Here is a 21,415-nt window from a genome sequence, read left to right as displayed (position 1 = left end):
ATATTGAACCTCACACACGTCCCATCGCGAAACCGCGCGCGATGTAGTTGCGGACAAACCAGATGACGATGGCACCGGGGATGATGGTCAACGTTCCGGCGGCGGCTAGCAAGCCCAGTTCATACCCCGCGCTTGATGCGGTGCGTGTCATCACGGCGGCGATGGGTTTCGCCTCAACCGCGGTCAGGGTTTTGGCCAGCAACATTTCGACCCATGAGAACATAAAGCAGAAGAAGGCCGCAACGCCGACACCGGCTTTGATGTTGGGCAGGAAGATCGTCACGAAGAAACGCGGGAAGGAATAGCCGTCGACATAGGCCGTCTCGTCCAGCTCTTTCGGGATACCGCGCATGAAGCCTTCCAATATCCACACAGCCAAAGGCACGTTGAACAGCGTATGCGCGAGAGCCACGGCCAGATAGGTGTCGAACAGGTGGATCGACGAATAGAGCTGGAAGAAGGGCAACGCGAACACCGCTGCAGGAGCCATCCGGTTGGTCAGCAGCCAGAAGAACAATTGCTTGTCCCCGAGGAACCGGTAGCGCGAGAACGCATAGGCCGCAGGCAGGGCGACACAGACCGACAGCACCGTGTTGATTGTCACATAGATGATCGAGTTGATGTATCCCCAATACCACGTCGGATCGGTGAAGATAGTAATGTAATTCTCCAGCGTAAAGGTCTGGGGGAACAGGGAAAAGCCCGACAGGATCTCGTTCGTCGTCTTAAAGGACATCGCCACCAGCCAATAGATCGGTAGCATCAGGAACGCGATATAGAGGATCGGGATAAGGGACCGCTTTTTCATTCCGCGTCATCCTTTGTCATCAGTGTGTAGAAGACCCACGAAACCAGCAGCGTGATGGCGAAATAGATCAGGCTCATCGCGGCTGCAGGGCCAAGGTCGAACTGTCCCAGCGCGATCTTCACAAGGTCGATCGACAGCAAGGTGGTTGAGTTGCCGGGGCCGCCGCCCGTTAGAACGAAAGGTTCGGTATAGATGTTGAAACTGTCCATAAAGCGCAGCAGAACGGCGATGGTCAGGACGGTTTTCATCTTGGGCAACTGGATGTATCGGAACACGGACCATGGGCTGGCACCGTCAATCTTGGCCGCCTGATAGTAGGCATCCGGGATCGATACGAGGCCCGCATAGCACAGCAGCACGACCAGTGACGTCCAGTGCCAGACATCCATCACGATGATGGTGATCCAGGCCGACAGCGGCTGTTGCGTCATGTCATAGTTGATGCCCAGCACGTCATTCAGGAAATATCCCATAAGGCCGATTTTCGGTAGGGTGAAGATGTTCCACATCGAGCCGACCACGTTCCACGGGATCAGCATCGGCAGGGCCATAAGCACCAGACAGACCGGTACCCAGAACCCCTTGCGGGGCATCGACAGGGCCACGATGATACCCAGTGGCACCTCAATAAGCAGGATCAGGAAGGTGAACAGGAACTGCCGCCCCAGAGCGGCCTGAAAGCGGTCGGACCGCAGGATTTGTTCGAACCAGCCCAGACCTTCCCAGAAGAACTGGTTGTTGCCGAAGGTTTCCTGCACCGAGTAGTTGACCACCGTCATCATCGGCACCAGCGCGTTGAACGCGACCAGCGCCAGAACCGGCAGGACAAAGAACCATGCTTTTTGGTTTTCTGTTCTCATTGCGCCCGCTCCTGAGTTGCGATCCAGCCGTCGCGATAGACGCGGGATTGTTCTGGTTTGAATTGCAGGAAGACATGCGAGCCGGGCTCGGGAACCTCATGTTCAGTAACGGCCTTAAGGGCTGTATTGCCCACCATGGCGCTGACGACATAGTGGCGGCCAATGTCCGAAACCTTAGTCACATGTGCCGGGATGCCCGTATTACCGAAGCCCACGTATTCGGGGCGGATGCCCAGATCGGTGCGGCCTCCGTCGCCATGGGTTGGGCCTTCCAGCATGACCTCGTGCCCTTCGAATATGGCGCGGTCGCCTTTGGCCTCGCACGGCAGAACATTCATGCCCGGTGAGCCGATGAAATGGCCAACAAACGTGTGCTGGGGGCGTTCGAACAACTCAACAGGCGTGCCAATTTGTACGACCTCGCCCTCTTGCATCACGACCACTTCGTCGGCGAAGGTCAACGCTTCGGTCTGGTCGTGGGTCACGTAAATCATGGTGGCTTTGACGCGCTGGTGCAGCTCTTTCAGCTTGGACCGCAGTTTCCATTTCAGATGCGGGTCGATCACTGTCAGCGGTTCGTCGAACATGACCGCGTTCACGTCGTCACGGACCAAACCGCGCCCCATCGAGATCTTCTGCTTGTTGTCCGGGCTGAGGCCGCTGGCGCGGGTATTCAGCATGTCTGTGACATCCAGCATCTCGGCAATCTCATCGACGCGGCGTTTGATGGTCGCTGCATCGACGCCCCGGTTTTTGAGCGGAAAGGCCAGGTTTTCGCCCACGGTCATCGTGTCGTAGATCACCGGGAACTGGAACACCTGTGCGATGTTGCGCTGATCCGGGGGCAGCGCCGTCACGTCCCGGTCATCAAATAGGATCCGACCTTCCGAGGGGGTAAGAAGGCCGGATATGATGTTCAGCAGCGTTGACTTGCCGCAGCCCGACGGCCCGAGCAGAGCGTATGCTCCGCCATCGCGCCAGGTCACATCAATTTCTTTCAGCGCATAGTCCTCGGGGCCTTTCGGCGCGGGCATGTAGCTGTGTCGCAGGTTGGAAAGTTTGATCTGTGCCATGTCAGGCCACCCTTTTGCCGTCTTGGCCGAAATACCGGCAATGGGCCGGGTTCATGTAGAAGCTGTGATCCTCGCCGACCTGATAAGGGTGCACGCCAGCAGCCAGAGACACCCAGTCATCCGCCCCATGCCGGAAATGCGCGCTGGAGTCTGAGCCAGACAGTTCCGTCACGATCACGCGGCCTGTCAGTTCTACATCAGCTTCAGACGTACGAAACGGTGTCACTCTGTGCGGTCGTACGGCGACCATGTATTCGCCATCAGCCATATCGGTGACGGCCCATCCGCCACCCCCGGCCAACTGCGCCTGAGCACCGGCTACAGTGATCTGTGCCACGTTGATCGGCGGGTCCGAGAAGACGCGCGCTGCGGCGATGTTTTCGGGGTTGCGGTAAATGTCTGCTGTTGGACCGAATTGGGTCACACGACCATCTTCCATCAAGGCAGTGTATCCGCCCAGCAAAAGGGCCTCTTCGGGTTCCGAGGTGGCGTAAACGACCACTGCGCCGCGTCCTGCGAACAGGTCGGGCAGTTGTTCGCGCAGTTCTTCACGCAACTTGTAATCCAGGTTCGCCAGCGGCTCATCCAGGAACACAGCGCGGCTTTCTTTCGCGATGGCCCGAGCCAGCGCGGTGCGTTGTTGTTGCCCACCCGACAGCTCATGCGGGCGGCGGTGCAACATCGGGCGCAATTGCAGCAGGTTAGCGGCCTCTTCCACACGGCCTTCGATCTCGGATCTCGCCATGCCAGCCACGCGCAGGGGCGAGGCGATGTTGTCGAAAACAGTCATATGCGGGTAATTCACGAAGAATTGGTGCACCAGGCTGATCTGACGCTTCTGCGTGTTCAGCCGGGTCACGTCTTGCCCATCCATAAAGACCTTGCCCGAGGCAATCGGGTCCAGCCCGGCCATCATCTTGATCAGAGAGGTCTTGCCTGATCCTGTCGCGCCAAGCAGCACGTTGAAATGGCCGGTCTGCAGCGTCAGGTTCGTAGGTTTGATATGGATGACGTTGCCAACCCGTTTGGTGGCGTCTTGAAGTTCGATCATGTCCGTGAGTTCCGATCCTTCAGTGCGTTGCACTGGCATTGGGGTGGGGATGCCTGACGCGGCACCCCCGGTTGCTTCGGTTTACTGAGACTGCCAGCGCTGAACCAGTTCGTCATAGTTGACGGTCTGGCCCTGCGGCTTTTCGTTCTCAAGCTTGGCCTTGGGCGATCCTGCTTTTTCCAACCAGAAGGACGGATCCTGCGGTTCGTTCAGGCGTGGGCCACAGCCACCATAGACACCGGCGCTTTCATCCGCGGCCTGCATGCGGGCCATGGTGATGTCCATCTCTTCTGCCAGACGGTCCATCGCCTCTTGCGGGGTGAAGGCACCCGAGTTCACATCACCGATCTGCTGCCACCAGATCTGGGCCAGCTTTGGATAGTCCGGAACGTTGATGCCGGTCGGCGACCATGCCACACGGTCAGGCGAGCGGTAGAACTCGACCAGACCACCCAGCTTGGGTGCGCGCTCCGTGAACGACTCGTGATTGACCGAGCTGTCGCGAATGAAGGTCAGACCCACATGGGATTTCTTCACGTCAACGGTCTTGGACGTCACGAACTGGGCATAGAGCCAAGCAGCCTGAGCACGATCCGAGGGGGTCGATTTCAGGAAGGTCCACGACCCCACGTCTTGGTAACCAACCTTCTGGCCTTCTTCCCAATAGGGGCCATGCGGGCTGGGCGCCATCCGCCACAGCGGCGTGCCTTCGTCATCGACCGTGTTATTGCCTTCGGACTTCGGCTTCACCATGTCAGCGGTAAAGGCGGTGTACCAGAAGATCTGCTGGGCCACGTTGCCCTGGCTGAGCGCGGGCAGCGACTGGTAGAAGTCATAAGACGCCGCACCCGGAGGTGCATAGGCCCGCAGCCATTCATCCCATTTGCGGATCGCATAAACCGCCGCAGGGCCGTTTGCTGCACCACCGCGCGAAACGGATGCGCCAACAGGGTTACAGGTGCCCGCTTCCATGCGGATGCCCCATTCGTCGACCGGAACACCGTTCGGCTCGCCAACGTCACCGGCACCGGCCATCGACAGCCAGGCGTCAGTCATACGCCAACCGAGGTCAGGTGCGCGTTTGCCATAGTCCATGTGGCCGTAGATCGTCACGCCGTCGACTTCTTTCACGTCATTGGTGAAGAATTCGGCGATGTCCTCATAGGCCGACCAGTTGACCGGCACACCCAGATCATAGCCGTACTTTTCTTTGAATGCGGCCTTGTTGGCCTCATCATCGAACCAGTCCTTGCGGAACCAGTACAGGTTCGCAAACTGCTGATCGGGCAGCTGATACAGCTTGCCGTCCGGGCCAGTCGTGAACTGAATGCCCATGAAGTCATCCAGATCCAAAGTCGGCGAAGTTGTCGCCGCCCAGTCACCACCCATCATGTCGGTCAGCGGGTAGGCAAGTTGCAGGCGCGAATGCGTACCGATCAGGTCGCTGTCGTTGACGTAGCCGTCATACAGGTTCCGGCCCGTTTGCATCTGGGTCTGAACGGCCTGAACCACTTCGCCTTCACCGAGGATTTGGTGGTTGACCTTGATGCCGGTGATTTCCTCGAACGCCTTGGTCAGAACCTCGGACTCGTAGGAATGGGTCGGGATGCCCTCGGACAGGACGTTGATTTCCATGCCAGCATAAGGTTGTGCAGCTTCGATGAACCACTGCATCTCGGCCATCTGTTCGTCTTTCGACAGGGTTGATGGCTGGAATTCGTCGTCGATCCAACGTTGTGCTGCGGCTTCGTCGGCCCAAGCAGAACCGTGCCCCGCAATGACGGCAGCCGCCGCCACTGCGGAAAGTAGATGTCTCCGCATCTGTCTCCTCCCAAAGATTATGGTTTCCGGCGGTAACCGGATGCCAGACAGCATCAGCGATTTGTCGCGCATGTGTCAAACTAAATTTTTAGTAATTGACGCTCGGGCATCCGAGAGCGGGTGGAATCGAACTCATTTGCCAAATTGTGAATTCGTTGTAAGCTGGGATTGTTATTACAAAAATTGCCGGTGAACGACGCGGCGCGGTTTGCAAAAAACAACTTGAACCAGCGAGGATGTGTAATGTCCCGAAGCCTGTTGAAGTACACGCGAGTTCTGGAAATTGTGGGGGACACGATCAAGGTTCGGGTGCCGGTCGAAGGCGATGGAAACCCTGCGGTTCGGTTCAACGATCTTGCAGTGATCGAGACCGTAGATGGCCGTAAAACACTGGCGCAGGCGATCTTCATCGACCGGGACGTTGTGACGCTTCAGGTGTTTTCCGGCACCAAAGGAATCTCGACCGAGGCGACGGCGACCTTTCTGGGCCACCCGATGCAAACGCCGTATTCGGCCAACATTCTGGGGCGCGTCTTTGATGGTGCGGGCGTGCCAATAGACGGCGGACCAGATCTGTCTTCTGAACCCCGAATCGACATTGGCGGACCGACCGTGAACCCGGCAGAACGTGCGGTACCCAACAAAATGATCCGCACCGACGTGCCGATGATTGATGTGTTCAACACGCTGGTCGAAAGCCAGAAAATCCCGATCTTTTCGGTCTCGGGCGAGCCATTCAACGCCTTCCTCAGCCGAATCGGTATCCAGGCGGATGCGGATATCGTGGTATTCGGAGGTCTGGGTCTGATCTTTGATGACTATCACACCTTTCGAACCTCGTTCGAGGATGCAGGCGTGTTCTCGCGTACTGTGATGTTCGTCAATCAGGCGATGGACCCTCTGGTCGAGCGGCTGTTGGTCCCTGACATGGCCTTGGCGGTGGCCGAGAAATTTGCGGTGGAGGAGGGCAAGCGCGTGCTGGTCCTGTTGACCGACATGACAGCTTATGCCGATGCAATGAAAGAAGTGGGGATCAGTCAGGAGCGCGTGCCCTCGCAGCGTGGTTACATGGGCGATCTCTATTCGCAGCTGGCACGCAGGTACGAGAAAGCCTGCGATTATGCCAAGGGTGGATCGGTCACTGTTCTGACCGTCACAACGATGCCCGGCAACGACGTGACCCATCCGGTGCCGGACAACACCGGTTACATTACCGAAGGCCAGTTCTATCTGCACTCTGGCGTGATTGACCCGTTCGGCAGCCTGTCGCGCCTCAAGCAGAACGTAATCGGCAAGACCACGCGCGAAGATCACGGGCAGATCATGAATACGATGATCCGTTTCTATTCGGAAAGCCGCGATGCTGCGCAAAAGCAGGCGATGGCGTTTGATCTGTCGGATTACGATCATCAATTGCTGAAATTTGGCGCTCTGTTTCGGTCGCGGTTCATGGACATTAACGTTTCGATCCCGCTGGAGGAGGCGTTGGATTTGGGCTGGAAAACACTGGCCGAATGCTTCGCGCCGGAACAGTTGCTGATGAAGCAGGCTTTGATCGACAAGTATTTCCCAAAGGATGCCGATGGCGCGGTTGCAGCTGAATAAATCGTCGCTGGCCCGCCAGCAGACGCAGCTGAAAAGCTATGAGCGGTTCCTGCCGTCGCTGGACCTGAAGCGACAGCAGTTGATGGCGGAACGGGTGAAGGCACGCGAGGACGTCAAACGCCTTGAGCATGAGGTGAAGGCCCTTGCGCAGCAGGTGGGTGAAAAGCTGCCCATGTTGGCCCAGCAGGGTATCGATCTGGACGGGCTTGTTGAGCTGAGGGATTACAAGGTCAAAGAGGTCAACGTGGTTGGCGTCAAAATGCCTGACCTTGACCGGATCGAAGTTGTCGTGCGCCCCTATTCTGTGTTTGCCAAACCTCATTGGGTTGATGCCGCCGCGCAGTTGTTGCACGACATGATCGAAGCGCGCCTGCGGGTCAAAATCGCCGAGGAACGCGTGCGGATTTTCGACAAGGCGGTGGCCACGATTACCCAGCGGGTCAATCTGTTCGAAAAGGTTCTGATCCCCCGTGCCAAGGCCAATATCAAGAAGATCCGCATCTATCTGAGTGACGAACAGATGCAGGCGGTCGTGCGGTCGAAAATCTCCAAACGCAAACATGCGCGAGAGGTTTTGACATGAGCGTCGCACGTTTGAAGAAGATGTCTCTGGTCGGGCCTGCAACGCACAAGGCGGATACGCTTGAGGCGCTGCAGGACCTTGGCTGTATGCATGTTCTGCCGCTTGTTCCGCCACCAAATGAACCTGAAAAGATCAGCGAGCGTGGTGCAAGAGAAGCGTATAAAGCGTTGCGTTTCCTTGCAGAAGTTCCCGAACCGCGACGCCAGATTCGGCGAGACCCCGATTTTGACATGGACCGCTTTGTGCATGAGGTGACTGACCTCATGCAATGCACACGGCAAACGATGGACCGGCGGGATTTTCTGACGCATCGTATTGCCCAAGTGCGGCCTTGGGGTGATTTGGACTTTCCACCCACGGATGTTTTGGCAGGCAATCGGCTGTGGTTTTATCAGGTGCCACTGAAACACCGTGCAGCTCTGTCAGAACTCGAACCGCCTTGGGCTGTTTTAGAAGAAGATCACCGTTTTCTTTATGCCGTTCTGATCTCGCCCGACGAACCCGACGATGACATTCTTCCGATCCCGCGCACGCATGTAGGCTCGTTGCCCATTCACGAGCTTGAGGCGCAACTGGAGGAAGCCGAAATCGCGCTTGAGGCGCTCGAGGCTGAACGCGTGGCACAAACCCGTTACCTGACCCTGATGCGCCGGAACTTGTCCGTCGCTGAAAGCGCCGCCGAACTGGCCCACGCGACGCAAAAGGTGCGCGACGAAGAGGCGGTGTTTGCTGTGCAGGGGTGGGTTCCGGAAGATCGGGTGGATGCAGTTCTGGATATGGCACACAGCACAGGGTGTGCCGCTTTGATTGAGGAACCGGGCCCGGACGACACACCTCCGACATTGCTGGAGCAGCCCGAAAACCGCAGTGCTGCTGTCGACCTGGCTTTGTTTTATCAGGTGCCCGGCTATCAGGATTGGGATCCGAGTGTCATCGTCTCGGCCTCCTTTGCGATCTTCTTTGCGATGATTGTCGCGGATGCCGGATACGGCGCTGTCATCCTGCTGGGGCTGCTGGCGTTTTGGAAACGGATGGATGGCACAGCCGGTCTAAGGTCCTGGCGTCAGTTCGGGCTGATTGTCTCAGGGGCTACAATTCTCTACGGCATTTTGGTCGGTAGCTACTTTGGAGTTTCTCCATCTGCCGGCTCGATCTGGGCAAAGCTCAAAGTGCTGGGTCTGAACAACTTCGGGGCCATGATGATGGTCTCGATTGTGGTTGGCGTCTTGCATCTGGTTCTGGCAAACGCACTTGCGGCCCGTGCCGCGTGGGGGCAACGCAAAGCGATTGCCAATCTGGGGTGGATTGCTGCCCTGATCGGCGGATTTGTTTTGTGGCTCAGCTATATGAACGGCAAATCACCTGTGCCGGGGTCGGCTGTCCTGATCGTCGGCGTTGTGGCCATTGTCTTGTTTTCCAGTGAGCGGATGATCAAGAAGCCGACAGACTGGATCTGGCGTCTGATTGAGGGCTTGCAAAGCCTTGCCGGAGCAATGGGCGCGTTTGGCGACGTGCTCAGCTATATGCGCCTGTTCGCGCTGGGCCTTGCTTCGGCATCGTTGGCCATCACGTTCAACGATCTGGCCGTGTCTGTCATGCAGGCGCTGAAAGGACCGGGCATACTGTTTGGATTACTGATCCTGATCATCGGTCACGTTTTGAATTTCGCCCTCGCCATGATGAGCGGCGTCGTCCACGGCTTACGTCTCAATTACATCGAATTCTTTAAATGGGGTCTGCCGGATGAAGGCATCGTCTTTCGTCCGTTTGCCCGCAAGGAGGTTCAGGAATGAATGAGCTTGTTCTTACACTGGGTTGGCTGGGCATCTACGCGCCTATGGCGTTGGGGGCTGCGGCAAGCGCCATTGGCTGTTCGATTGCGGGGATGGCCAGTATCGGAGCCATGACAGAAACCGAGGGCGGCTATGGTCGGTTCGTCGGCGTTTCGGCCTTTCCGTCCACGATGGTGATCTATGGGATCGTTATCATGTTTACCCTGAACCGCGCCGTGACGCCGGAAAACGCAGGGGGTCTGTTCGGCATTGGCATCCTGTCGGGCATCGCGCTGATGTATTGCGGTATCTGGCAGGGCCGGGCCTGTGCAGCAGCGATCAACGCCACCAAGGAAAAGCCCGAGATTTTTGGCCTCGCGCTTGCTCCGGCTGCGATCATCGAAGGGTTTGGGGTTTTTGCGTTTGTGTTCGCCTTGGTCATTAGTGCGGGGATCAGCTGATGGCACAGACCGGAGCAATTTCGCATGGCGTTGACGCCCTGATCGACAAGCTGCGCAACGATGGGGTTGCCGCAGGTCAGGCCGAGGCCGAAAAGTTGCGCGCCGAAGCCAAGGCCGAGGCTGCACGTATTCTGGCGGATGCAAAACGCGAAGCTGATGAGTTCAAAAAGAAAGCCCGCACAGAATCCGACAATTACCGGGCGGCGGGTGAGGAAGCGTTGAACACCGCGATGCGGGACGCTGTCCTGACCATGAAGGCCGGTCTGACAGATCGCTTCAAAGAAGATGTTGAACGCCTTGTAACCAAAGAGATGTCGGATCCTGAGCTACTTAAGCAAATGATCCTTGAGGTTGTCGGTCGCGCCAGTGAGGGAGCCAATCTGGACGGCAAGGTTCAGGTCGTTTTGCCCGCCAAGGTCGCCACGCAGGAAGACATCAAGCAAAACGCGGATGACATTCAGTCCGGTAAGCTGACGAAATACGTTCTTGGTCTGACCGCAAAGATGCTGCGCGAGAATGTCGAACTGCACGCGACTGATGACAATCAGGAAGGCATCCGCGTGCGGGCGGAAGATCAGGGGGTGGTTCTGGATCTGACCGACAAGGCGGTGGCCTCATTGCTGATGGAGCATCTGCAACCCCGATTCCGTGCCGTGCTGGAAGGGGTCATCCGCTGAGATGTCAAAGCAGGACGCCTATATCGCGTTGATGTGCAGTCTTCCGGGATCGGAACGGTTGTTTGTTGCCAAACAGCCTCCGCTGTCGCGGATCAGGCTCGAGCGTCGGTTGAAGGCTTTGAAAGCAGAAGATGCCAAGGTCCTGAATGTGCTGGAACACACACTGAGCTGGAGCGCGTATGACATGGATGTCACAGACGTTCAGGCGATCCAGCGCTGTAAACAGGCGTTGAAGGACATCCCACAGCCAACCTTGCGCAAGCTCTTCATGGAGCGCATGGAACTCCGCTCGGTCATTGCGGCATTGCGCCTGAGAAAACGAGGAGAGCCCGCGCCTTCAGGCCCATTCGGCGTCGGACGATGGAGCCGCCATATTCCAGCCCACTGGACAGATCCCACATTCGGGCTGGATACCCCGATGCCGTGGCTGAAAGAGGCGCACCAATTGCTCGAAGACGAAGATCCGCTTGGGCTGGAACGCCTGCTTTTGTCGATCAGCCAAAAGCAACTCAAGCGACATGCAGCCCGCCACATGTTCGATTTCGAGGCGGTCGCGATATACGTCCTGATCTGGAACATTTTTGACCGCTGGGCGCAAAGCAGCGCCACCGAAGCGGCCAAGCGATTTGAAAAACTGGCGCAGCAGGCCATGGCCGACGTTGCCGATATCGATTTTGAGGGAGCAAGCGCATGACAGCCCCAACCTCAGCTAAACAGACATCGACTGCACGGGTCGTCTCGGTTCAGGAAGGGCTTGTGAAAATACAAGCCAACCCGGATGCGACCGGTCAGCCCGGCCAGTTGGTCAAAAACGAGGTGGTTTTCATCCTGCCTTCGCGCCCCGGTCCCGGTGGGCGTCAGGAACGTCTGAAAGCCGAGGTGCTGCGTGTGCGGGGCGATACCGCAGACGTACAGGTCTATGAAAGCACCGACGGTGTGGCCGTTGGCGATCCGGTTGAGCAATCGGGTCAGTTGCTGTCGGTCGAGCTGGGGCCGGGACTATTGGGGCAGGTGTTTGACGGGTTGCAATCACCTCTGCCCAAAGTGGCTGCCGAATTTGGAACCTTCCTGCCGCGCGGCGCAGATGTGGCGCCTTTGGATGAAGTGGCGAAATGGTCCTTTACGCCCTCGGTCAAGGTTGGCGACACCGTAACCGCCGGGGACAGTATCGGGACAGTGCCCGAGGGCCACTTCAGCCACAAGATCATGCTGCCGTTCAATTGGCCCGGCGCGTACAAGGTGGTCTGGGTGCAAAAGGGCGCGGCCACCATCCATGACATTGTGGCCCGTCTGGAAGACGAAAACGGTGGCGAGCATACTCTGACCCTGTCGCAGAAATGGCCGGTTCGACGGCCATTGCCGGAAAACATCCTGAAACGCACTTTGTCCGAGCGCTTGTATCCGACCGAGCCTGTCCTGACCTCGCAACGTCTGATCGACACGTTCTTCCCGATCGCCCGCGGCGGAACCGCCTGCATTCCCGGTCCGTTCGGGGCGGGCAAGACCGTACTGCAGAACCTGATCGCGCGGAACGCACAGGTCGATATCGTGATTGTTGTGGCCTGCGGTGAACGGGCAGGGGAGGTGGTGGAAACCATCGAAGAATTCCCGAAGATGACCGATCCCACCACCGGCGGCAGCCTGATGGACCGGACGATCATCATCTGTAACACCTCATCCATGCCGGTTGCAGCGCGCGAGGCGTCTATCTTCACAGGTATTACTTTGGGCGAATACTACCGGCAGATGGGCTATGACGTTTTGCTGATCGCCGACAGCACCAGCCGCTGGGCGCAAGCCATGCGGGAAACATCGGGCAAGCTTGAGGAAATCCCCGGTGAGGAAGGGTTCCCTGCCTACCTGGAAAGCTCAATCAAAGGGTTGTACGAACGCGCAGGGGCCCTGAAAACCAACGACGGCGATCTGGGCAGCCTGACGCTGATCGGAACGGTTTCACCTGCGGGCGGCAATTTTGACGAGCCGGTGACGCAATCCACCCTGTCGACGGTCAAGTGCTTCCTCGGCCTGTCGTCCGAGCGCGCCTATAAACGCTTTTATCCTGCTGTTGATCCGATGCTCAGCTGGTCTCGGTACTCCGACCAGTTGTCGGATTGGTACGACAAGAACGCCGAACCGGGCTGGACGGATAAAGTGCGCGACCTGATCGCTCTGATCGAAAAAGGCGAACAAGTTGACCAGATGATGCAGGTCACGGGGGAAGAGGGTGTCACGATCGAAGACTTTGTCACCCAGCAAAAAGCGCTGTTTGTTGATATGGTCTATCTGCAGCAGGACGCCTTCGACAAGGTTGATGCGACCGTACCGCTGGAGCGGCAGAAAATGACGTTCAAGCTTGTCTATGACGTCACGCAATCCACGGCGGCCTTCTCGGACAAATCCGAAGTGCGACAGGTGTTTACGCAGCAGACAGGGTTGATGAAGAATTTCCACTATGCGGCGGAAAACACGCCGGAATACAAATCGATCTGGGCTCAGATCGAAGACCTGTGTCGAGAAAAGTTCGGAGTGTAGAGAAGGAAATGGCAGCCCGTAGGGGAATCGAACCCCTCTTTCCAGGTTGAAAACCTGGCGTCCTAACCGATAGACGAACGGGCCATTTGGTAGTCGCACAAGCACAAGTGGCAGCCCGTAGGGGAATCGAACCCCTCTTTCCAGGTTGAAAACCTGGCGTCCTAACCGATAGACGAACGGGCCACGCTGGCTTGTGGAGGGCCTTTTACGGTTTCACCGTGACCCCCGCAAGCGGAAAAATGCAGGGATGTGAAAGTTTTTTGGGCCTCTGACGCAGAGCGTCAATTGGCCTCTGCCGCATCCTCCAGCCGAAGTTGAACGGATTGTCGCCCACCCCATGTGTTCACCTCAAGCCGGCCCGCAAAATGAAAGCGTGCGCCGCCGTGATTTGACAATTTCTCGCCCATAGGGCCGTCAAACGCGCCAAAGGCAATCGCGTCCAGCCCACCGCCCATGCCATCGGCCAGCGACAGCTTCAGATGTGTTTCCCCGACACGTTTGGCAAAGCGCACCTGCAGGTCCGGCAAAGCATAGCGCGGGGCAGGGGCGCTGGCCCCAAATGGCCCCGCCTTTTCAACCTGTTCGATCAGATCAACCGTCGCAGCACCGGGCATAAGCGCGCCATCCAGTTTCAGATCGGCCGGGCCACCCTGACCGGCACCTTGCTTGGCCAGCAACTCGCTCAAGCGTTCCATTGCGGGTTCAAGCTTGTCGCGCATCACGGTAAGACCCGCTGCCATCTTGTGACCGCCGCCCTTGACCAGCAGCCCTTCGGCGGCGAGACGCTGGATTGAAGCCCCCAGATCAACGCCCGAAACCGACCGGCCTGAGCCTTTGCCCTCATCCCCATCAAAGCCAATCACGATAGCCGGGCGGTTGGCGGTTTCCTTCAGGCGAGAGGCGACGATCCCGACTACGCCGGGGTGCCAGCCTTCGCCAGCCGCCCACACCAATGGTGCGTCCAGGCCGCGGTGTTCGGCCTGTTCCATGGCAGCGGCGCGCACTGCGTTTTCAATGTCCCGACGTTCCGTGTTCAAGGCATCCAAACGCTCGGACAAAGCTTGCGCTTCGTGCAGGGACTCTGTGCTCAGCAATCGCGCGCCCAGATCGGCCTGACCGATCCGCCCGCCCGCATTCACTCGGGGCCCCAGAAGAAACCCAAGATGATAGCTGTTCGGCGCGGTGTCCATTCGAGAAACATCGGACAGGGCCACAAGGCCGGGCCGCTGCCGCTGCGCCATCACTTTCAACCCCTGCCGAACCAGAGCGCGATTGGCGTCGATCAAAGGTGCAACGTCAGCCACAGTGGCCAGCGCCACCAGATCCAGCATCGACATCAAGTCCGGCCCCTTCGCGCCGTCTTGGCGCAATTGACGCCCGGCTTCGACCAGCATCAAGAACACCACACCCGCTGCGCAAAGATACCCCAGATCACCGCTTTCGTCTTGTCGGTTGGGGTTTACGACAGCAACGCAATCCGGCAGCGTCTCACCCCCCAGATGGTGATCCAGAACGATAACGTCAGCCCCTTTGGCAGCCGCAATCGGCTCGTGGCTGAGTGTTCCGCAATCGACGCATATGATCAGGTCGTGGCTGGACGCCAGCTCCTGCATGGCAGGCACGTTGGGGCCGTATCCTTCATCGATCCTGTCGGGCACATACAGCGTCGCCTGCAAACCCATCTGGCGCAACCAGACCAGCAGCAGCGCAGCAGAGCTGCCGCCGTCGACGTCATAATCCGCAAATACTGCGATCTTCTGGCGATGCCGAACGGCATCCAGAAAGCGTGCCGCTGCGATCTCCATGTCTTTCATCGCGCGCGGGTCGGGCAACATTTCCTTGAGCTTGGGATCCAGAAAGCCGCGTGCCTCAATCGCGGGCACGCCGCGTCTGGCCAGAACCTGGCACACCGCGCGTGGCAGGTCGGTCTGTTGCGCCATCATCTCGGCAGCGCGTTCTACCTCGGCGCTGGGGCCAACCCAACGCCGCCCCGTCAACGATTGCTCTACCCCAAGAAAACTCATCTCTCGCCTCTTATGCGCCAAGGCCGGACCCTTGCGGACCCGGCCTTTTCATCTTTTCAAAAATACTCTCGCCGAAGGCAACGGCGCAAGCCGTTACGCCTTGTCATGCGGCCAAGTCGGCGTGCGATAAGACATGCGGCGCACCGACCCGGTTTTTGACCGCATCAGCAACGTTGTTGTTTCAACCCAGCCCGGCTCTCGCTTGATGCGTGGCAGCAGCGACCCACCGGTAACACCGGTCGCGGCGAAAATCACATCTGCGGTCACCATCTCATCACGTGCATAAACGCGATCCAGATCAGTGATGCCAGCCTTGGCGGCGCGGCCACGTTCGTCATCGTTGCGGAACAACAGGCGACCAAAGATCTGCCCACCCATGCATTTCAGGGCTGCCGCAGCCAGAACACCTTCGGGCGCACCTCCCTGACCCATATACATGTCGATGCCGGTCACTTCGCTTTCCGCGCAATGCATTACGCCAGCCACATCACCATCGGTGATCAGGCGGATCGAGGCACCGGTTTCGCGTACTTCGGCGATCATGGCCTCATGACGAGGACGTTCCAGAATGCAAACCGTGATGTCTGCCGGTTTGCAGTTCTTGGCTTTTGCCAAAGCCTCGACACGTTCGCGCGGGGACATGTCCAGATTGACGACGCCTTCAGGCAGGCCCGGTCCAACGGCCAGTTTGTCCATGTACACGTCTGGCGCATGCAGCATCGAACCGCGTGGACCCATGGCGATCACGGTCAGCGCGTTGGGCATGTCCTTGGCGGTCAGCGTTGTGCCTTCCAGCGGATCCAATGCGATGTCCACTCCGGGGCCGTTTCCGGTGCCGACCTCTTCGCCGATATACAGCATCGGTGCTTCATCGCGTTCGCCTTCACCGATCACCACGACACCGGCAATGTCCAACAGGTTCAGCTGTTCCCGCATGGCGTTTACGGCTGCCTGATCGGCGGCTTTCTCATCGCCGCGCCCCACCAGCGAGGCCGAGGCCAGTGCAGCCTGTTCCGCCACCCTTGCCAGCCCCAGAGACAGCAGGCGGTCGTTGAAATCGGTCTTGGCAGCACTCATTGTTCAGTATCCCTTGGTCAGTAAAGCCGTTTCTTCCGGCATAACTTGCGTTTCATGCAGGCCGCAAGATCAAACCTCTTCAATCCGCAATGCAACAGGCTCACCGGCCACCACGTCCGTGTTGCGGAAACCGTCCAGCGCGACGTTCAGAGCGGCGCGTGTGGTTTTGTGGGTGACGATCAGCACAGGTGCTGTGCTTTCGGCGTGGGCATACTGGCGCATCCGGTCGATCGAAACGCCAGCGTCGCCCAGAATGGCGGCCACTTTGGCCAGAGCGCCCGGTTTGTCCATCAAGCCCAGCCGCAGATAGTATGGCGCAGGCAGTCCAGTAACCGCTGGTGTCGCAGCCTCAAGCGATGTGGCAGGGCGTCCGAAAGTTGGGATCTGAAGTCCGCGTGCCAGATCGCACACATCCCCCATCACGGCACTAGCTGTCGGGCCCTCACCCGCGCCAGGACCGCGCAGCACGACCTGTTCAACCGAGTCGCCTTCGATCACCACCATGTTGGTGCCGCCTTCCAGCTGGCCCAGAGGCGAGTCGCTGGGCACGAGGCAGGGTTGCATGCGTTGCTCAAGCCCGCGTGCGGTGCGCTGCGCCACGCCCAGAAGTTTGATGCGAAAGCCCATATCCTCGGCCTGATCGATATCGTCCAGGCTGATCTGCTGGATACCTTCAATCTCGATCCCGTCGAAATTCGGCTTGGTGCCAAAGGCGATCGAGGCTAGCAGCGCCAGTTTATGCGCTGCGTCGATGCCGCCCACGTCCAGATTGGGGTCGGCTTCCAAATAGCCCAGTTCGGCGCACTCGTCGAACAGGGCGTTATATCCCTGACGCTGGGATTGCATTCGGGTCAGGATGTAGTTGCAGGTGCCGTTCATCACACCCATCACCCGGGTGATCTCGTTTCCGGCGAGACCCTCGGTGAGGGATTTGATCACCGGAATGCCGCCGGCAACTGCGGCTTCAAACCGGATGACACGACCCGCAGCCTCGGCCTGTTCCGCCAGTTCCTGACCGTGGATGGCCAACAGTGCTTTGTTGGCGGTGACAACATCCTTGCCACTGGCCAAAGCAGCCTCGACCGAGGCTTTGGCTGGGCCGTTTTCGCCGCCCATCAACTCGACATAAACATCGATATCGTCGCGTTTCGCCAGCGCGACCGGATCGGTTTCCCAGGCATAGTTCGACAGGTTTACACCGCGATCTTTTTTGGAATCCCGCGCTGACACAGCTACGATCTCAATCGGGCGGCCCGTGCGCGCTTTCAGCACGTCTGCGTGACGGCGGACAATCTTTACGACACCAACGCCGACTGTTCCCAAGCCCGCAATTCCAAGCCGCAGTGCCTGTGTCATGTTGTGTGTCCCTTTCCGCCGGAATCTAACTGTATTCGGATGCTTGTCCGATCAGCGCTGCCTTAGCGGGTTCGGGCCAAGGGTGCAATCCGTCACCGGGTGATTGTGGGGGAATGCCGTGCTTTAGTTGGTTTGCGCGTTTTGCAACGCTTCCGCCTTTTGTGCCAAAGCCTCGCTGCGTTGTGTCAGGTCTTCTTCGACCGCCGAAGCTTCGCTTACAGGATCAACGGGGGCACCAAGAGTTTCCTGCAATGGAACCAGGCGCGGGTAGGGGGCTTTTTTTACTGAAGCCGGTTCGCTTCCTTCCAACTCTGGAAAATCCGCGCACCCGGCACAAAGAAGAACAAGAGGCAGTAATTGCAGCAATTTCATAGGGCACGCTTTTGGTTTCTCGAGCCCCCTTGTGATGCACGTTTTGAAGCCTTCGATCAAGCAGGGTTCTATCTGAACAATTGTTCAGATACTGTGTGGGCATGGCACGAACTCAAGGCTCTCATTCTGACATTACCGGCCCTCGCATTCGCAAGGCTGCGCTGAACCTGTTTGCACGTCACGGTTATGCTGCCGTTTCAATGCGACAGATTGCAAAGGAAGTCGGCGTACAGGCCGGGGCCTTGTACAATTACACGCCAGACAAGCAGAGCCTGCTGTACCGCTTGATGCGGGAACACATGCAAGAACTGCTGTCAGCATTTGGTGATTTGCAGAGTGGTAATGACGCGCAGGAAGCGCTGCGCCAGTTCGTAGGATTTCACATCCGGTTCCATTTACAACGCCCTGATGAGGTCTTCATTGCCTACATGGAGTTGCGAAACCTCTCGCCTGAGAACTTCGCCGAAATTGAAGACCTTCGCAGACAGTACGAAAACGCGTTGGAAAACATCCTTCACGCCGGACAGAAGGCCGGACAGTTTGCAATACCGGACACCAAGATTGCAACGCTTGCTGTGATTGCCATGCTGAACGGTGTGATGACATGGTATCGATCCGGCGGTCGATTGTCGTTGGATGAGGTCGAGCAAATCTATTGGAATATGGTGCACAAAGCGGTGACGGCCTGACAAGGTCAGACCGCCGTTAAGTTAGTGCGCAGGTCGAATGAACGTCCCGTTTCTGAGTTCCCGAAAGGCTTGTTCCAGCTCGGCCCGTGTGTTCATCACAATGGGACCGTGCCATGCGACCGGCTCATCAATCGGGGCGCCAGAGATCAACAGGAACCGAACGCCTTCCGGGCCCGCCTGAACCGTGATTTCATCTCCGGTGCCAAAACGGACAAGGGTCCTGTCGCCCGACATGTCGCGAATGTTGACCTCTTTCCCCGCGACCTCTTTCTCCAACAGCACGCCTGTTGGCTGCGAGGCGTCGGCAAAGGCGGCCTGACCCTGAAACACATAGGCAAAGGCGCGACGATAGGTGTCGATTCGAAACGTCTTTTTCACACCTGCGGGGATCGAGATGTCCAGATATTGCGGGTCTGCTGCAATACCATCTACCGGCCCGGTCTTGCCCCAGAACTCTCCAACAATAACCCGCACGGTCGTGCCGTCGTCATCGATGACTTCGGGAATGTCCTTGCTTTGAACATCCTGATAGCGCGGTGCGGTCATTTTCTGGTCCGAGGGCAGGTTGCCCCACAGTTGGAATCCGTGCATCTGCCCCGAGGTGTTTCCGTGGGGCATTTCCTGATGCAGGATACCAGATCCTGCCGTCATCCACTGCACATCGCCAGCGCCCAATGTTCCGGTGTTGCCCAATGAATCGGAATGCTCAACCGATCCGGCCAGCACATACGTGATCGTTTCGATCCCACGATGCGGATGCCAGGGAAACCCGGCCTGATAGTCCTGCGGCCGTTCATTCCGAAAATCGTCGAACAGCAGGAAAGGGTCCAGTTCGGACGGGTCCTGAAACCCGAATGCACGATGCAGTTTCACACCGGCCCCTTCCATCGTTGGAATGGCCCTGCGTGTTTCCAATGTAGGTCTGAGAGACATGATACCCTCCGGTTTGTTTGAGCAGCATGTAAACTCTGCGCCTGTGCCGTCAATTCGCACGGACAAACCGGACCTGTGCGAATTTGCAGTCCAACCAAACCCCTGTTGTTTCCCGCTCAAAGGGGCTAAATCCAAAGGATCGAAATAGGAGAGTTCCATGCAGGAAGAAGTGCTGGCAACGATTGAGGCATCTTCGCCCAGACGCTGGGCCGGGGTAGGGATGCTGACAACGGTTGGGGCGCTGGTAACTTATGTTGCTCTGGCTTCTCCGCCCGAGCCGGTCTGGCAGGCGTTCCTTTTCGCCGTGGGTGGGGCTTCCCTGTGGCTGGCGTATCGTGTCTGGCACGCGACACAGGACCGTATCGAATTGACCCGTTCCGAGTTGCGCACCGGGTCGGGACAGATAATTGCAAAAGTCGAAGACATCGAAACCGTTGATCGCGGCGTGTTCGCGTTCAAACCGTCAAACGGTTTTCTGGTTCGGATGCGTCACAAAGCGTCAAACAAATGGGCGCCGGGTCTTTGGTGGCGACTGGGACGTAGAGTGGGCGTGGGCGGCATGACAGCTGCCGCCGAGGCCAAGTTCATGTCAGAGGCTTTAAGCGTTATTCTCGCAGACGAAGGGCGTCTTGGCTAAGTTGCATGCCACTTCGTTTGTGAAGCGGGGACGCGTGAAAATAAAGTTTTCAAAGGTAATTCCGGTCGCAAAATCCCAGCCGGGTCTAAACGTCGGAATGTACTCGTTGGATGTCTCGACCAGAATGAGCGTATCCTGATTGGGCATCGGCGGCAGACGAGATTCAAGCGCATCGACGTTGTCGTTGTTCCATTCTTCTTCAAAACCGCGCACGGTGGACCAACGCACGTAGTGACGATCATCATCTTCGTCAAAAACAATGAGCGAAACCCGCATTTTCATCTCTGACCGATTATTGATCATCTTGCTCGCTAAATCATGAAGCGAGTCGAAGTACTTATCAGTTACGGCCTGAGTTTCACGCGAGATAAGGTCGCTGATCGTATAAGCGGCCTTCAGATTAGACGCACTTTGGCGAAATCCTTCAAAGGCGGTGAAAGTGAAGGTGATCGACCATAGCATAAGCGGGAAGATCATCAGCGCTTCAACGGACAGAATACCGCTTTCGTCTTTTTTGAAGGCTTTTATGCGGTTTTTTGCGTTTCTGAATACAGACATAACTTTACAGCGGCTCCTGTACAAATGCCGTTGTCGCAGTGACTGCATAGTGGCCGGAATCATCTGGAACCACTTTTGCAATGGCCGACGCTTCAAGAAGTGGATCAATACGCAAGCAAGCACGCAAGATCATTAACTCATTGGATTGCCCGCTTTTAAAGTCGAGCACAGGTTTTGGATCTTCAGAACTGTCAGTGCAGGGCACCTTCTCGGAAAGCACAATCCCTTCGAAGGCATTTTGCTGGATCATCTGCAGCCGCAGATTAGCTGCACAGTCTTTGATGCCGGAGACGTCGCAAATCCTTGTTTTTATGTCGTCATGGTTCCAGTTGGTGCCTGTACCCAAACGAATGTCCCGCACAATCAGATCGACTCCACGTTCCAGCGCGGCGTGACGCATAGTGATTATGGACAGCTCTGCACCAGCGACAAGAAATGCCAGGAAAAACGGGACAAGCATGACGAATTCAATCGTCGCGCTCCCTGTCTCGGACCGCCGGAACGGACCGAGCTTTGACATAGTTCT

Annotated in this window: 21 protein-coding genes and 2 tRNA genes; 9 read left to right on the top strand and 14 right to left on the bottom strand. The window is 57.6% G+C overall.

Annotation, left to right across the window (positions count from 1 at the left end; translation table 11 throughout):
- Window positions 1-10: 10 nt before the first annotated feature.
- The 5 genes from AC2FNU_RS12045 to AC2FNU_RS12025 form a co-directional block, all read right to left on the bottom strand.
- The gene (locus tag AC2FNU_RS12045; protein WP_058280831.1) at window positions 11-808 is read right to left on the bottom strand and encodes a carbohydrate ABC transporter permease; all 798 of its coding nucleotides are present in this window, start codon (window positions 806-808) and stop codon (window positions 11-13) included.
- The gene (locus AC2FNU_RS12040) at window positions 805-1,668 is read right to left on the bottom strand and encodes a carbohydrate ABC transporter permease (protein ID WP_480798637.1); all 864 of its coding nucleotides are present in this window, start codon (window positions 1,666-1,668) and stop codon (window positions 805-807) included. The genes AC2FNU_RS12045 and AC2FNU_RS12040 overlap by 4 nt, the downstream gene beginning before the upstream one ends.
- The gene (locus tag AC2FNU_RS12035) at window positions 1,665-2,741 is read right to left on the bottom strand and encodes an ABC transporter ATP-binding protein (protein ID WP_496788359.1); all 1,077 of its coding nucleotides are present in this window, start codon (window positions 2,739-2,741) and stop codon (window positions 1,665-1,667) included. Before AC2FNU_RS12035 ends, AC2FNU_RS12040 begins: the two co-directional genes overlap by 4 nt.
- A gap of 1 nt (window position 2,742) precedes the next feature.
- Entirely contained in the window at window positions 2,743-3,792 is a 1,050-nt protein-coding gene (locus AC2FNU_RS12030; protein WP_496788364.1) for an ABC transporter ATP-binding protein, read from the bottom strand.
- A gap of 81 nt (window positions 3,793-3,873) precedes the next feature.
- Window positions 3,874-5,613, bottom strand: a complete 1,740-nt coding sequence (locus AC2FNU_RS12025; protein ID WP_496788354.1) for an ABC transporter substrate-binding protein — start codon at window positions 5,611-5,613, stop codon at window positions 3,874-3,876.
- 243 nt (window positions 5,614-5,856) lie between these two features.
- Here AC2FNU_RS12025 and AC2FNU_RS12020 point away from each other — a divergent pair, with 243 nt between their 5' ends.
- Genes AC2FNU_RS12020 through AC2FNU_RS11990 form a run of 7 tightly spaced genes read left to right on the top strand, consistent with a single transcriptional unit; the run spans window position 5,857 to window position 13,243 of the window.
- Window positions 5,857-7,218, top strand: a complete 1,362-nt coding sequence (locus tag AC2FNU_RS12020; RefSeq protein WP_496788351.1) for a V-type ATP synthase subunit B — start codon at window positions 5,857-5,859, stop codon at window positions 7,216-7,218.
- Window positions 7,196-7,801: a V-type ATP synthase subunit D gene (locus tag AC2FNU_RS12015; protein WP_496788349.1), complete on the top strand. Its 606-nt coding sequence runs from the start codon at window positions 7,196-7,198 to the stop codon at window positions 7,799-7,801. The genes AC2FNU_RS12020 and AC2FNU_RS12015 overlap by 23 nt, the downstream gene beginning before the upstream one ends.
- Window positions 7,798-9,594 carry a V-type ATP synthase subunit I gene (locus AC2FNU_RS12010; protein WP_496788347.1) on the top strand — a complete coding sequence of 599 codons (1,797 nt, stop codon included), beginning with the start codon at window positions 7,798-7,800 and terminating at the stop codon, window positions 9,592-9,594. Before AC2FNU_RS12015 ends, AC2FNU_RS12010 begins: the two co-directional genes overlap by 4 nt.
- Complete coding sequence (locus tag AC2FNU_RS12005) at window positions 9,591-10,034, top strand: ATP synthase subunit C (protein ID WP_171089197.1); 444 nt, start codon at window positions 9,591-9,593, stop codon at window positions 10,032-10,034. Before AC2FNU_RS12010 ends, AC2FNU_RS12005 begins: the two co-directional genes overlap by 4 nt.
- Window positions 10,034-10,711 carry a hypothetical protein gene (locus tag AC2FNU_RS12000; protein ID WP_496788343.1) on the top strand — a complete coding sequence of 226 codons (678 nt, stop codon included), beginning with the start codon at window positions 10,034-10,036 and terminating at the stop codon, window positions 10,709-10,711. Before AC2FNU_RS12005 ends, AC2FNU_RS12000 begins: the two co-directional genes overlap by 1 nt.
- Before the next feature lies 1 nt (window position 10,712).
- Window positions 10,713-11,405, top strand: coding sequence for a hypothetical protein (locus AC2FNU_RS11995; protein ID WP_496788341.1), 693 nt, complete (start codon window positions 10,713-10,715; stop codon window positions 11,403-11,405).
- Window positions 11,402-13,243 carry a V-type ATP synthase subunit A gene (locus tag AC2FNU_RS11990; RefSeq protein WP_496788340.1) on the top strand — a complete coding sequence of 614 codons (1,842 nt, stop codon included), beginning with the start codon at window positions 11,402-11,404 and terminating at the stop codon, window positions 13,241-13,243. Before AC2FNU_RS11995 ends, AC2FNU_RS11990 begins: the two co-directional genes overlap by 4 nt.
- 9 nt (window positions 13,244-13,252) lie before the next feature.
- On the opposite strand, the gene AC2FNU_RS11985 is transcribed toward AC2FNU_RS11990, so the two are convergent.
- The 6 genes from AC2FNU_RS11985 to AC2FNU_RS11960 all read right to left on the bottom strand — a co-directional run bounded on the left by AC2FNU_RS11985 (window position 13,253) and on the right by AC2FNU_RS11960 (window position 18,132).
- Window positions 13,253-13,327, bottom strand: a tRNA-Glu gene (locus tag AC2FNU_RS11985).
- Window positions 13,328-13,351: 24 nt separating this feature from the next.
- Window positions 13,352-13,426 (bottom strand) — tRNA-Glu (locus AC2FNU_RS11980).
- A 98-nt stretch (window positions 13,427-13,524) separates the two neighbouring features.
- Window positions 13,525-15,267, bottom strand: a complete 1,743-nt coding sequence (recJ, locus tag AC2FNU_RS11975) for a single-stranded-DNA-specific exonuclease RecJ (RefSeq protein ID WP_496788339.1) — start codon at window positions 15,265-15,267, stop codon at window positions 13,525-13,527.
- A 93-nt stretch (window positions 15,268-15,360) separates the two neighbouring features.
- Window positions 15,361-16,344, bottom strand: coding sequence for a class II fructose-bisphosphatase (gene glpX / locus AC2FNU_RS11970; protein WP_496788337.1), 984 nt, complete (start codon window positions 16,342-16,344; stop codon window positions 15,361-15,363).
- Window positions 16,345-16,413: 69 nt separating this feature from the next.
- Window positions 16,414-17,700, bottom strand: a complete 1,287-nt coding sequence (locus tag AC2FNU_RS11965) for a homoserine dehydrogenase (protein ID WP_496788335.1) — start codon at window positions 17,698-17,700, stop codon at window positions 16,414-16,416.
- 123 nt (window positions 17,701-17,823) lie between these two features.
- Window positions 17,824-18,132, bottom strand: coding sequence for a hypothetical protein (locus tag AC2FNU_RS11960; protein WP_496788333.1), 309 nt, complete (start codon window positions 18,130-18,132; stop codon window positions 17,824-17,826).
- 41 nt (window positions 18,133-18,173) lie between these two features.
- On the opposite strand from AC2FNU_RS11960, the gene AC2FNU_RS11955 reads away from it, so the two are divergent.
- Complete coding sequence (locus AC2FNU_RS11955; protein ID WP_496788331.1) at window positions 18,174-18,761, top strand: TetR/AcrR family transcriptional regulator; 588 nt, start codon at window positions 18,174-18,176, stop codon at window positions 18,759-18,761.
- 21 nt (window positions 18,762-18,782) lie between these two features.
- Here AC2FNU_RS11955 and AC2FNU_RS11950 read toward each other — a convergent pair whose 3' ends face one another.
- Window positions 18,783-19,694, bottom strand: a complete 912-nt coding sequence (locus tag AC2FNU_RS11950; protein WP_496788329.1) for a pirin family protein — start codon at window positions 19,692-19,694, stop codon at window positions 18,783-18,785.
- A 157-nt stretch (window positions 19,695-19,851) separates the two neighbouring features.
- On the opposite strand from AC2FNU_RS11950, the gene AC2FNU_RS11945 reads away from it, so the two are divergent.
- Window positions 19,852-20,331 carry a hypothetical protein gene (locus AC2FNU_RS11945; RefSeq protein WP_496788327.1) on the top strand — a complete coding sequence of 160 codons (480 nt, stop codon included), beginning with the start codon at window positions 19,852-19,854 and terminating at the stop codon, window positions 20,329-20,331.
- Here the strand turns inward: AC2FNU_RS11945 and AC2FNU_RS11940 are convergent.
- On the bottom strand, window positions 20,293-20,889 hold the full coding sequence (locus AC2FNU_RS11940; protein ID WP_496788325.1) for a TadE/TadG family type IV pilus assembly protein: 597 nt from the start codon (window positions 20,887-20,889) through the stop codon (window positions 20,293-20,295). The two genes, AC2FNU_RS11945 and AC2FNU_RS11940, sit on opposite strands and share 39 nt — an antisense overlap.
- Window positions 20,890-20,893: 4 nt before the next feature.
- Entirely contained in the window at window positions 20,894-21,409 is a 516-nt protein-coding gene (locus tag AC2FNU_RS11935; RefSeq protein WP_496788324.1) for a TadE/TadG family type IV pilus assembly protein, read from the bottom strand.
- Between the last annotated feature and the right edge of the window lie 6 nt (window positions 21,410-21,415).

This window comes from Ruegeria sp. BHSB064 (assembly GCF_059613205.1).
Note: the sequence above shows the minus strand (reverse complement) of the source record. Positions and strands in the feature narration are given on the sequence as shown.

Bases quoted from the DNA above. Each gene is read 5' to 3' on its own strand.
- AC2FNU_RS11950 (WP_496788329.1), bottom strand. From the start codon at position 19,694: ATGTCTCTCAGACCTACATTGGAAACACGCAGGGCCATTCCAACGATG.
- AC2FNU_RS12045 (WP_058280831.1), bottom strand. From the start codon at position 808: ATGAAAAAGCGGTCCCTTATCCCGATCCTCTATATCGCGTTCCTGATG.
- AC2FNU_RS12030 (WP_496788364.1), bottom strand. From the start codon at position 3,792: ATGATCGAACTTCAAGACGCCACCAAACGGGTTGGCAACGTCATCCAT.
- AC2FNU_RS12020 (WP_496788351.1), top strand. From the start codon at position 5,857: ATGTCCCGAAGCCTGTTGAAGTACACGCGAGTTCTGGAAATTGTGGGG.
- AC2FNU_RS12010 (WP_496788347.1), top strand. From the start codon at position 7,798: ATGAGCGTCGCACGTTTGAAGAAGATGTCTCTGGTCGGGCCTGCAACG.
- AC2FNU_RS12000 (WP_496788343.1), top strand. From the start codon at position 10,034: ATGGCACAGACCGGAGCAATTTCGCATGGCGTTGACGCCCTGATCGAC.
- AC2FNU_RS11945 (WP_496788327.1), top strand. From the start codon at position 19,852: ATGCAGGAAGAAGTGCTGGCAACGATTGAGGCATCTTCGCCCAGACGC.
- AC2FNU_RS12025 (WP_496788354.1), bottom strand. From the start codon at position 5,613: ATGCGGAGACATCTACTTTCCGCAGTGGCGGCGGCTGCCGTCATTGCG.
- AC2FNU_RS11955 (WP_496788331.1), top strand. From the start codon at position 18,174: ATGGCACGAACTCAAGGCTCTCATTCTGACATTACCGGCCCTCGCATT.
- AC2FNU_RS12035 (WP_496788359.1), bottom strand. From the start codon at position 2,741: ATGGCACAGATCAAACTTTCCAACCTGCGACACAGCTACATGCCCGCG.
- AC2FNU_RS11995 (WP_496788341.1), top strand. From the start codon at position 10,713: ATGTCAAAGCAGGACGCCTATATCGCGTTGATGTGCAGTCTTCCGGGA.
- AC2FNU_RS12040 (WP_480798637.1), bottom strand. From the start codon at position 1,668: ATGAGAACAGAAAACCAAAAAGCATGGTTCTTTGTCCTGCCGGTTCTG.
- AC2FNU_RS11935 (WP_496788324.1), bottom strand. From the start codon at position 21,409: ATGTCAAAGCTCGGTCCGTTCCGGCGGTCCGAGACAGGGAGCGCGACG.
- AC2FNU_RS11940 (WP_496788325.1), bottom strand. From the start codon at position 20,889: ATGTCTGTATTCAGAAACGCAAAAAACCGCATAAAAGCCTTCAAAAAA.
- recJ (WP_496788339.1), bottom strand. From the start codon at position 15,267: ATGAGTTTTCTTGGGGTAGAGCAATCGTTGACGGGGCGGCGTTGGGTT.
- AC2FNU_RS11990 (WP_496788340.1), top strand. From the start codon at position 11,402: ATGACAGCCCCAACCTCAGCTAAACAGACATCGACTGCACGGGTCGTC.
- AC2FNU_RS12015 (WP_496788349.1), top strand. From the start codon at position 7,196: ATGGCGCGGTTGCAGCTGAATAAATCGTCGCTGGCCCGCCAGCAGACG.
- AC2FNU_RS12005 (WP_171089197.1), top strand. From the start codon at position 9,591: ATGAATGAGCTTGTTCTTACACTGGGTTGGCTGGGCATCTACGCGCCT.
- AC2FNU_RS11965 (WP_496788335.1), bottom strand. From the start codon at position 17,700: ATGACACAGGCACTGCGGCTTGGAATTGCGGGCTTGGGAACAGTCGGC.
- glpX (WP_496788337.1), bottom strand. From the start codon at position 16,344: ATGAGTGCTGCCAAGACCGATTTCAACGACCGCCTGCTGTCTCTGGGG.